7 protein-coding genes are annotated in these 11,576 nt (G+C 56.4%); 3 read left to right on the plus strand and 4 right to left on the minus strand.

What is annotated here, in order from left to right:
• From ACZCED_RS23690 to ACZCED_RS23705, 4 genes are all read right to left on the minus strand, one after another.
• Positions 1-456 (minus strand): hypothetical protein (locus tag ACZCED_RS23690; RefSeq protein WP_464861939.1); only part of this gene is annotated, 456 nt, incomplete at its 3' end.
• Positions 457-604: 148 nt separating this feature from the next.
• Positions 605-3,265: a TRAP transporter large permease subunit gene (locus ACZCED_RS23695; RefSeq protein ID WP_464861936.1), complete on the minus strand. Its 2,661-nt coding sequence runs from the start codon at positions 3,263-3,265 to the stop codon at positions 605-607.
• A gap of 42 nt (positions 3,266-3,307) precedes the next feature.
• Positions 3,308-4,258: a TRAP transporter small permease subunit gene (locus ACZCED_RS23700; RefSeq protein WP_464861937.1), complete on the minus strand. Its 951-nt coding sequence runs from the start codon at positions 4,256-4,258 to the stop codon at positions 3,308-3,310.
• Between the two features lie 264 nt (positions 4,259-4,522).
• Positions 4,523-5,617: a TRAP transporter substrate-binding protein gene (locus tag ACZCED_RS23705; RefSeq protein ID WP_462969120.1), complete on the minus strand. Its 1,095-nt coding sequence runs from the start codon at positions 5,615-5,617 to the stop codon at positions 4,523-4,525.
• A gap of 381 nt (positions 5,618-5,998) precedes the next feature.
• On the opposite strand from ACZCED_RS23705, the gene ACZCED_RS23710 reads away from it, so the two are divergent.
• From ACZCED_RS23710 to ACZCED_RS23720, 3 genes are all read left to right on the plus strand, one after another.
• Positions 5,999-7,879 carry a GNAT family N-acetyltransferase gene (locus ACZCED_RS23710; protein ID WP_462969121.1) on the plus strand — a complete coding sequence of 627 codons (1,881 nt, stop codon included), beginning with the start codon at positions 5,999-6,001 and terminating at the stop codon, positions 7,877-7,879.
• A 113-nt stretch (positions 7,880-7,992) separates the two neighbouring features.
• The gene (locus ACZCED_RS23715; RefSeq protein WP_462969122.1) at positions 7,993-9,939 is read left to right on the plus strand and encodes an ASKHA domain-containing protein; all 1,947 of its coding nucleotides are present in this window, start codon (positions 7,993-7,995) and stop codon (positions 9,937-9,939) included.
• A gap of 555 nt (positions 9,940-10,494) precedes the next feature.
• Positions 10,495-11,547, plus strand: a complete 1,053-nt coding sequence (locus ACZCED_RS23720) for an acetyl-CoA decarbonylase/synthase complex subunit delta (RefSeq protein WP_464861938.1) — start codon at positions 10,495-10,497, stop codon at positions 11,545-11,547.
• Positions 11,548-11,576 lie beyond the last annotated feature (29 nt).

The following is an 11,576-nucleotide window of genomic DNA, read 5'->3' on the forward strand; positions in this document are numbered from 1 at the left end:
TTGATGGGGAATCAGGTCCACCCGGCCGCCCACGAAGCCTGACGCCGGAGACCGGGCCATGCGGTGCCGGTAGCGAAGGACGCGGCACCTCAGGTCAAAAAGGGTGGATGGGTCGCGCTGCCCGGCCGTGAGTCGCTCACTTGGCGTGTCAAGCACCAGCCGGTCGGCCAGCCGGTCTTCACGCAGGCGCATGCCCTGGCCACAGTATACCCGCAGCCCCGCATCCGATTCGATGGAAGCGACGGTCATGGTTTCACCCTGATCGCTTTCGATACGATCGCCGGGATTAAAGACGATTCGCCGGATGGGAGCGCTCTCGATTGCATAGATCCGGGTGATGCCGCCCTTGGGAAAACGCAGGTGAATCCGCCGGCCCGAAACGGCGTCGACAATACCCGCGCCCAGTTCGGGTTCCATTTCACTGGCCCAGCGTTGCCCCACAACGATGTCGGTCATCGATGCCACGGCTGCTCCTTCCCAAAAAAACATCGGCGCCGGCAGTACGCCGGAACCGATGGTGTGGTGGTGCGCAGACAGTCCGAAGCCCAACACCCCGGAACTGCCGATTATCCCCTCAATCCAACCCCTGTTTTTGCGACCAGTCTTAGAATTGCAGGGAATAATCGCGGTGGATCGACATGCAACTGGCAACCGCTTTGACCTGATCATCCGCCAATCGTCGCTGCAATCGAAGGCCGATGGAATCCCTGATGGCCTTGTCATAGACGGCAAGCGCAGGGGCAATCTGAGCTGCCGCGAGACGGCGCCAATCAATTTCAGCGGCATACACCGCCAAACCTTCGTTCAGAAGCGCAATTGCCTTTTCCGGCTCTGGGTTATTTCCTTTGAGAGCCCTTCTCGCTTTGGAAAGCGTGGACTTGATGGCGCTGGTGCCGGCAACCTTGTATAGTGCCTTCTCTGTTTGTTCGATCCGATCCATGGCCGCTTCGGCCGGCTCATCGGCAACGGCTGCTTCGAGAGCTGACATTTGTTGTTCAAGGCCGGCCAGGTCATCCGCACCGCCGATGACCTCTCGTAATTCCACAATCGTTTTATAGGCCTGGTCGACGTTGTTGCGGTAATCACGGCGGGCTTGATCTTCGGCCTTTTCCAATTCCGCATAACGTTTGTTGACACCCGCCCAGCTCTCGGGAATCTGGTTTTGAAGGTTGGTTATCTTCGCTTCGGCCTTCTCGATCGCTGCTTCGATTCGGGTGATTTCATCCCTGTCGGGAGATTCAGTCCGTGACGTTCTCGTCAAATCCTGCTTCAATTTAACGACTCTTGAACGGATGACAAGCATTTCTGACTGCAACTTGCGAACATGCTTATGCTGCGGGCGGTATTCAGATGAATAGGCGATACGATTTTCTTCAGCCGTGCGAACCGTGGCGACCAAATCAAACGTATTCAAGGTCCGATCCAGGCTTTCGTTCAACGCTTTCTGTCGGTTTTCCGGCAGAACACCGAGATTTAACGCCCGTAACGTGTTGGCATGGGCGCGCAGTTGCTCAGCGTGATTATCATAGTAATCGAAGAGATATTCTTCAATGCAGTACTGCATCCGCGGATTGATCGGCGGTGGCGCTGTTTCGGAAGACAGGGAAATCCGCGTGGGCAGGTAGTTCACGATAGCGGGCGAAACCGCAACGATCACCAAGGCAACCACCTGCAACCCGATGAAGGGGATAGACCCACGATAAATATGCAGTGTTTTTACGATGGGGGGGGCGACGCCACGCAGGTAAAACAGGGAAAAACCAAAGGGCGGCGTCAGAAATGAGGTCTGAAGATTAAGACCGACCATCACACCAAACCACACGGCGGTCACATTGGCGCCGGGGTCGGCAAGCAGAATGGGGGCCACAATGGGGACGACGACGACGGCTATTTCGAGAAAATCGATAAAAAAACCGAGAACGAACATCACCGCCATGACGACGATGAATTGAACCCAGAAGCCGCCTTCCAGATTGGTTAGAAAATGCTTGACCAGCTCTTCCCCGCCGAAACCGCGGAAGGCAGAGGTCAACATGGCGGCGCCGATCAGAATGATAAAAACCATGGATGTCGTTTTGGCCGTCTCAACCATGACCGAGTTGAGGGTATCGTCAATCTTATATATCCGCCAGGTACTCCAGGCCACGGCAATCAACAGCCCGCTGACGGCAACCGCAGCCAGGAAGATGCCGATGGCATCCCCCTCCTTGATGCTTTTGACGTTGAGGTCATAAAAGGCGAGTACAATCGCAATGACAACGGCCGAGACGACGGCCAGAATCGCCGGGTAATAGGAGTTGCGCTGACCTTCGGTAAGGCGATAGCCCCCCATGATCATGGCGCCGACGGCGCCGACCGCACCGGCTTGGTTGACCGTGGCCACGCCCAGTATGATTGAGCCGAGCACCAGAAGAATGAGCGTCAACGGTGGTGTCAACGCCAAAGCGACACGTTTGAGGAATTCTCGATCGTACTTGCCTTCATAAGGTACCGGCGGGGCGGATCCTTTCTTTAAGAGGGCCACCACCATGATATAAATGATATACAACCCGACGAGCACCAAACCCGGCACCAGGGCCCCCATGAACATTTCACCGGCGCTGGTCGAGGTGACATCCAGTACCGACGGCATGCTGAATTCGCCGGTTGCAGCCTTATACGCGGCTTTGCGGATCGTACTGGCCTGATCGGAAGCACCGCCCAACTGGTCGGCAAGGATGATCAGAACGATCGAGGGGGGGATGATCTGGCCCAAGGTGCCCGAAGCGCAGATGGTGCCCGTTGCCAATGGTTTGGAATAGTTGTTGCTCAACATGGCCGGAAGTGAAATCAATCCCATGGCAATGACCGTCGCCCCAACGATACCGGTCGTCGCCGCCAGCAGTGCGCCGACCAGGACAACGGAGATTCCCAGCCCTCCGGGTACCGGCCCAAACAACTGGGCCATCGAAACCAGAAGATCTTCTGCGATCTTGGAACGCTGGAGCATAATGCCCATAAAGATAAACAAGGGAACCGCGATCAGGGTATCCCGTTCGACATCCCAATAGAGACTTCGAAAATTGGTCACGCCGGCGCTGAGCCACTGCAAGGGGCCGCCTTCCACGAAGTAGGCGCTGGGGTCTCCGGCGAACAGATACCCACACAGCGCTGCCAGACCAATGGATATGATGGCGGCTCCCGGCAATGAGAAGGCCACCGGGTAGCCCGACGAAAGCGCAACCATCATCATCAAAAGGAGGATAGCGATAAAGACTACATCCATGTAGTGATCCTTATTCTTTTGTATCGTTTTAGGACTTACCGGCTAACTGATCACCACCTGGTTCCTGACGGAGGTCAGCGTGTTGTCGAGCAGGTAACTGGCAAACTGTATGATCATGGACACCGCGTAGACGGCTAAAAAACCAACCATCAGGTACTTCACGTACAATCCGTAACCGGATTGCGAAACTTCGAAACTGTGCAGCGGGCTGTTGATGCTGCTGGTTTTATCCCACATGCCGGTCACCAGGATAATCCACCCCAGCGGCAAGCCCAGCAGCAATGTGCCGACCGTATTGGTCCATGCCTTGCTGCGTTTGCCGAAACGCGAATAAAGCACATCCACACGGACATGCCCGTCGTGAACCAAGGTATAGGCACTGGCAAAAAGGAACAATGCCGCATACCAGAAACGGACGAGATCCCCCATGAAAGGCTGCTCGTAGGAAAAAACGAATCGGGAAATAACGATCTGAAATTCTGCCAATACCACCAGAAAGGCCAGCCAGGTAAATCCCAGGGATCGATTGAAAACAGCGACGACAAACGATAGCAGGATCAATGGACAATGCACGTAAAGGCCGCGAAACTGGGGGCGACCAAGGGCTTGGGTTAAATCATCACCAATTAGTGATGGCAGGAGTTCCTCCACCCTGAGAAAGGAGATGAGGATGTCGGCAAAGCCTACGATCAATACGACCCAGAAGGAGGCACGAATAATGTAGGCGGCAAAGCCGGACAGCAAGGCAGCATCCGCGCGCAGGGGCCGTTTGCGCGTCGACAGGACATAAAGGATGGCCAGTGCAACGGCTCCCAGGTAACTCAGGAGCTGAAGCCACCCTTTTACAATCTGGTCGCCCTCGAGAGGGGTGCGCAAGGTTTCCAGGCCGAACCAGCCATGGTGCGAAAAAAAAGACGGCAGCCCGGGCCATTGCAGCCAGAAATTCAGGTAGTTGTTGATAAGAAAAAGCAGCAGGAGCGCGACAATCGACACTGCAAATGCGCGTATCACCAAAATGATGGCATTAGGGTCTGAAGCATCGCTTTCGACAATTGGGCTTGATAATTCTTTTGTATCGATGGTGTCTGATGAGTTCATAAGCGGTGGACTGTATAAAAAAGAGGGATTAGATGCAATGTAATTGTGCGGCAGCACTGAGCCGGACAGCCGACGTGGTTAGTTGAAACGTCCCCTATAGACCAAAAATATGGTACCCCGGAGGGTACCATATTTTGATGAAAGGCGTTTGCGTATCGATTACAGGCCCAGAACACGGTTACGCTTGTTGAGGTAGGCCTGATCGGAGATTTTCATCCAGCTTCCAACCTCTTTGCGTGCCTTGGCAAAGCTGTCATGGATTTTGGCGGCCAATGCACTGTGTTTTCTTGTCTCTTCAAATACTTCCTGGGATGCCTCACCAAAAGCATCGTAGATGTCATCGTTGAATTCACGCAGTTGTACGCCTTGCTCCTTGACCAGTTTGGCAAGGGATTCTCCATTCTTTGCATTGAATTCAGACATCATGACATCGTTTTCCATGGATGAGGCCGCTTCAATGATCAATTGGTCGGATTTGGAAAGGCCGTCCCACCACTTTTTGTTCATGCCGATACTCAGCATCGACCCCGGTTCATGCATGCCCGGGAAGTAGTAATACTTGGCGGCTTCGTAGAACTTCATGAATCCATCGTTCCAGGGGCCGACCCACTCCGTCGCATCGATCGATCCGGAAATCAGGTTTTCATAAATCTGCCCGCCGGGAAGGGAAACCGGGGAGGCGCCCAGCTTGGCCATGACATCGCCGCCAAGGCCGGGAATGCGCATTTTGAGACCTTTCAGGTCATCGACGGAGTTGATTTCCTTGCGAAACCATCCGCCCATCTGCGAGCCGGTATTGCCGCACATCAATCCTTTGATGCCAAATCCGGCAGCCAGTTCATCCCATAATTCCTGACCGCCGCCGAAGCGAATCCAGGCGTTGAATTCGTTGTAGGTCAGTCCAAAAGGAACCGAACAGAAATAAGGAAAACCAGGGTGCTTGCCTTTCCAATAGTATTCGGCGGCATGATAGATCTGCGCATTGCCCGAAGCGACCTCATCAAAGGAATCAAATGCCTTGACCCGTTCACCAGCGGCAAAATAGTTCACCTTCATGCGGCCATCGGTCATATCGGAGACTCGCTTGGCAAAACGCTGCGCGCCGGTACCCAGGCCGGGGAAATCACGCGGCCACGTGGTAACCATGGTAATTTCTATCGTCTTTTGTGCATGTACGGCAGGAGCGCCTGCAATCACGGCTCCGGCAGCAATGGCCCCAGCACCCGCTTTTTTAATAAACTCTCTTCTTTTCACTGTATTCCTCCTTGATGGGTGGTTAATAAGTCATCAGACTTCCGGCAACATTTCAATTTACCAGGAGAATTTTTACGCTACGGTCTTGACAGCGACTCAAATCACGCATGTTCTCTTGCTGTTCGCCGATTGTAGCGGCGATGCAAACAAATAGCTAAAAGCTTCAGTTCGTTACAATATATGCGTCATAATGTCAACATGAAGAAAAAATGAACCCGATTCAGTCCCCGTCCACAACAGCCTGAAGACGGTTGCCGCATCAGGCTCCCCGAAGGACTTTTCCTTGATAAAGGCTCGGCGAACCGTTATGAAGATACGCTCAATCCGCGTATCCGGTGACGGCATGCATCAAACAGGCGATTGACGGGCAAAGAGGGGCCGATGGCAGGACATTCATACTGGGCGGACAGCTATGTGCAGAAACGCTGCACGGCCGAAGACGCCATCGGGCACATCCGGCCCGGGCAGCGGGTGTTTATCGGCTCATCCTGCGGGGAACCCCAGCACCTGGTAAAAACCCTGGCCGAGGCGACCACCTGGTTCACCGATCTGGAGATTGTGCGGCTCATGTCCCTGGAAACCGCCCCGCTTTCGATGATCGCCAATCGCTCCCGAGGCCAGCGCCTGAACATCCGCTCCTTTTACACGGGCTCGGCCAAATCCAGTCACCTGGCCGAAAACGCCCGCTATCTTACCCCGTTGAACCTGTCGGCCGTTCCCCGGCTGTTCAAAAGCCGGCGTCTGCCGGTCCACGTGGCCCTGATCCAGGCAACGCCACCCGACGATTTCGGCTGGATGAGCCTGGGGGTTTCCGTGGACATCACCCTGGCGGCGGCCACCTCCGCGGATCTGACCATCGTCCAGGTGAATCCGGAAATGCCCCGGGTGCTGGGCCGCAGCTTCATCCACGTCAACGATGTCCACCTGGTCGTTGAACGGCAAGAGCCCATCCTGACGCTGCCGACCGTCCCCGAATCCGAGGCTGCCAATACGATAGCCCGGCTGATCGCCAGGCTCATCGAGGATGGCTCGACACTCCAGATCAGCCCGGGTACGGCACCCCAGGCCACCTTGATGACCCTGTCGGACAAAAACGACCTGGGCGTTCACACCCAGTTCATGACCAACGAAATCATGCACCTGTTTGCCCGCGGGGTGATCACCAACCGGCGCAAAGGATTGAACAACGGGAAGATGGTTGCCAGCAGCGCCATCGGATCGCCCAGCCTTTATGAATTTATCAACGACAACCCGGCCATTGAATTTCACCCGTCGAATGTGGTCAACGCACCGGCTGTCATCGCCGCCCACAACAAGATGGTCTCACTGTCCGTCGCCATGGCCATGGACCTGACCGGCCAGGTTGCCGCCGATGCCCTGGAGTTCAACAACTTTTCGGGTGTCACCGGCATGCTGGACTTCATCCGGGGGGCTTTTCAGTCCGACGGGGGACGCAGCATCATTATGCTTCCGGCCACCGCCGCAAGCGGCGAAAAAAGCCGCATCGTCCCCATGCTGGGAGACACCGCCGTGGTGGTTCCCCGCGCCGATGTCCATTACGTGGCCACCGAATTCGGCGTCGTGAACCTGTTCGGCAAAAGCCTACAGGAGCGAGCCCTGGCCATGGTCAGCATCGCCCATCCGGATTTTCGTGACGAACTGCTGCACCACGCCAAGCAGATGAACCTGATCGGCGCCGAACGCTCGTTGAAAGGCTCCCTGCACGGCGTTTATCCCCTCCGCCTGGAGGAAACGCTTGAAATGGAGGGACAGACGATAACCATCCGCCCGGCCAAACCGGTCGACGAGCGGCGGATCCAGGAGCATTTCTACACCCTGGACAAAAACGATATCGTCTCGCGATTTTTTCACGAGAAGACCAGTTTCGTCACCGACGATGTGGGAGCGGTATCCCAGGTGGACTATATCAACAACCTCACCATTCTGGCGGTGATCGGCGAGTTCGGTTTCGGCAGGGTGGTAGGCATCGGCGAGTACCTGCTGGACCCGTCCCGCAACCTGGCCGAAGTGGCCTTCTCCGTCAGCGGCGACTGGCAGGGCAAGGGCCTCGGCAAACGGTTGATGAAAAAGCTCTTCGAAGGGGCCCGGGACAACGGCATCGCCGGCTTTTGCGCGTATACCGCACCTGACAATCAAGGCATGATCAGTCTGTTCAACAGCCTCCCGGTGCACGTATTCACCACCATGGAAGACGGCATGGCCGCTCTGAGTTGCCGGTTCGACGACTTAAAAACCAATTAGGGGATTGCGTATTGAGGAATTCAGGAATGGGAAGACGAAACCATCAAAAAGACAACATTCCGCCTATTCCCTAATCCTCCCATTCCAAAATTCCATAATCAAAGGATTCATCAATGACCACGCATACGATCAAATTCCTGCCCCATAACCGTGAAATCGAGGTCAACGACGGCGACAACCTGATCCGGGCGGCCATGGAGGCCGGTGTGCACATCAACGCCTCCTGCGGGGGCGAGGGCGTCTGCGGCAAATGCAGGGTCATCGTGGAAACCGGCCGGGTGGAGGGGGGACTCAGTGAACAATTGAGCCCGGCCGACCGGGAAAAAGGATTCCGCCTGGCCTGTCGCTCGACGATCACCGAAGATGTGGTCGTTCGCGTGCCGGTCGAGTCGTCCATCGACGCCAGCGTGCTGCGCCGGCGCACCGTCCCGCGTCGAACGGCCCGTATCCGGCAGATGGACCTCAACGACCTGAAGGAACAGGGGCTGTTTCTGCCGCCGGTGGAAAAAGTCTACATCGAGCTGCCCGAGCCCGACAACCAGGATCACCTGCCCGACGTCACCCGGCTGGTCAGCCACCTGAAGCTCCATCATGGCGAACACCGCCTGACAGTGAGCCTGCCGGTGATCCGCAAGATTCCCGACGCGCTGCGAAGGGACGGGTTCAGGGTCACGGCCACCCTGGCCCGGCCGGTGATGGACAGCGGCAAGACCGAAATCATCAACGTCCAGTCCGGGGATACCACCGACCGCAACTATGCCATCGCCATGGACATCGGCACCACCACGATTTACGGCCAGCTCATCGACCTGAAAAGCGGGGCGGTGATGGCCGAACACGGTGATTTCAACGGCCAGATCAGCTATGGTGAGGATGTGATCAGCCGGATTGTCTTTGCCGAAAAAGAGGGCGGGTTGGAGCGCCTCCACCAGGTGGTCGTACAAACCATCAACAGCATCCTCGGCAAGATCGTGCGACGCGCCAAGGTGGATCCGGAGGATATCGCCGCCATCACCCTGGCCGGCAACACCACCATGACCCAGCTGCTGCTCAAGATCAATCCCCGCTACATCCGCCGCTCCCCCTACGTGCCGGCGTCCACACTTTACCCGCCCATCCGGGCGGTGGACATCGGCCTGGAGCTTCGCGATCACGTCACGGCCCTGGTCTATCCGGCCGTTTCCAGCTATGTGGGCGGAGACATCGTGGCAGGAGTCATGGGCTCGGGGATGTATCTGGACGACCGGCTGACCCTGTTCATGGACATCGGCACCAATGCGGAAATCGTCATCGGCAACCGGGACTGGCTGGCCTGCGCCGCCTGCAGCGCCGGACCGGCTTTAGAAGGCGGCGGTATCAAATTCGGCATGCGGGCGGCCAAGGGCGCCATCGAAGACTTCTCCCTGAACCCGGCCACCTGGGAGCCGATGCTCATGACCATCGGCAACCAGCGTCCCAAGGGTATCTGCGGATCCGGGGTGATCATCATGACCGCCGTCATGTTTGAGCTGGGCCTGATCAACAACCTGGGCAAGTTCAACAGGGAACTGTCCACGAACCGCATCCGGGAAGACAACGGGGTGTGGGAATATGTGCTGGCCTGGGCCGGCGAGACCCAGATCGGCCGGGACATCGCGCTTACCGAAATCGACATCGAAAACCTGATCCGGGCCAAGGGGGCCATCTTCAGCGGCTGCATGACCCTGCTAAGCGAGGTGGGCATGGGCATGCAGGACATCGATCGCATCATCCTGGCCGGCGGTTTCGGCAGTTACGTGGACCTGGAGAAGGCCATGACCATCGGGCTGCTGCCGGAGATCGATGCGGACAAGGTCACGTTTATCGGCAACAGTTCCCTCCTGGGGGCCAAGATGAGCAGCCTGACCAACCGGATCCGCAAGGATGTGGTGGAGGCGACCCGCAGCATGACCAATTTCGAGCTGTCGGAAACCCCATCTTACATGGATAATTATGTGGCGGCCCTGTTTCTGCCTCACACGGACATGAACCAGTTTCCCCGGCTCAAGGAACGTCTGGCCCGGCGGCGGTCGAATTCCTGACGTGGCGGCATGGTAAGATGCACCTGGATGGAAAAGGAAATTTATATATGACGCTAAAGGGATCAGTCGTTTGGTCGGCCTTCAGCCGCCCCTGGCCTGCTGAAGCGAATCTAGTAGGAAATTGGGATTCAACCCCACTCCTCTATTGACAAATAAACCATTCAACCTATAAGAATAATCCTTGGTTTTCCGCCTTTGGGAAGCGGGAGGCCATCTCGGCCCCAGTGGCCCTTTCGCAACAATTCACAATCTGTTTTTTCCGACACACAAATGAGTCATCATTGGCGTACCAGAGGGCTGTTTTGACGATGCTGTGCTGCATGAAAAAGAAAACGATCCATCACACTGACCTCAACCCTATCCTATACCCGCCTATCATCCCCCACGGATTTTTATCTACCGCTGTAGAAACTATATATAGAAAATACTTAAACGAAAGGGGGCCTAAGTTATTCATTTCGTGACAAGGGTTCTGCACCCTGCCACATGAACGAGAACCACCGCATGGCTGTAGTACACCTCAATCATTAACCGGTAGCTGATAAGGAGGTAACTTTGAGTTTCGAATTCTACAAGGAATCCTATGCAGGTGCGATAAAGGCGATCTCCATCGGTAAAGGCGACAAAGCCATTACTGTCGGAGGTGAAACCTGCTATCCGCTCTATCAGTTTGAGGGGGAAATGCCCCACAAACCGAAAGTTGCCATGGAAATCTGGGACATGGCACCCGATGAGTGGCCGGCAGCGGCAATGGAACCCTTTAAGGACGTGGTCTCCGACCCGGCCGCATGGGCAAAAAAATGCGTTGAGGAATACGGCGCCGAGATTATTGTGCTTCAACTGAAAAGCATCGATCCCAACGGCACCGACGCCAGCCCGGCGGATGCTTCCGCCACCGTGAAAAAGGTGCTGGCCGCCATCGATGTCCCCCTGGTGGTCTGGGGCGTCGCCAACCACGAAAAGGACGAGGCGGTCTTCAAGAAAATCGCCGAAGACTGCCAGGATGTGCAGCTGACCTTGGGCCCTGTGGAAGACAAGAACCACAAGGGCATCGGCGCCGCCGCCATGGGCTATGGCCACGCCATCATCAGTTCGTCACCCATCGACGTCAACCTGGCCAAGCAGGTCAACATTCTGCTGGAAAACCTGGGCATGCCCATGGACCGGGTCATCATCGACCCCACCACCGGCGGTCTGGGATACGGCCTGGAGTACAGCTACTCGGTCATGGAACGCCTGAGAATGGCCGCCATGGCCCAGGGCGACGACAAGCTCCAGATGCCCATCATCAACAACCTGGCCAACGAAATCTGGAAGTGCAAGGAAGCCAAACAAGCGGTCCAGGTAGCCCCGTCCCTGGGCGATCCGGAACGCCGCGCGATATTGATGGAAGCCGTGGGTGCCGTGGCGTACCTGATGAGTGGGTCCAACATCCTCATCATGCGTCACCCGGAAGCGGTCCGGCTCGTAAAAAGCTACATCGACTTAATTAGCGCCGGAGGCGCGGCAACGGCGATCGCGCCGATATCCAAGAAGCTGCCCGCCGCCGAGATCGACCTGCTGAGCCTTTCCCCCGCACCCAACCTGACCATCCCCGAGGAAAAATAAAACAAACCGGCCGCAGCACCGCCGCCTCC

The sequence above is a fragment of the Desulfosarcina sp. genome (assembly GCF_055467485.1).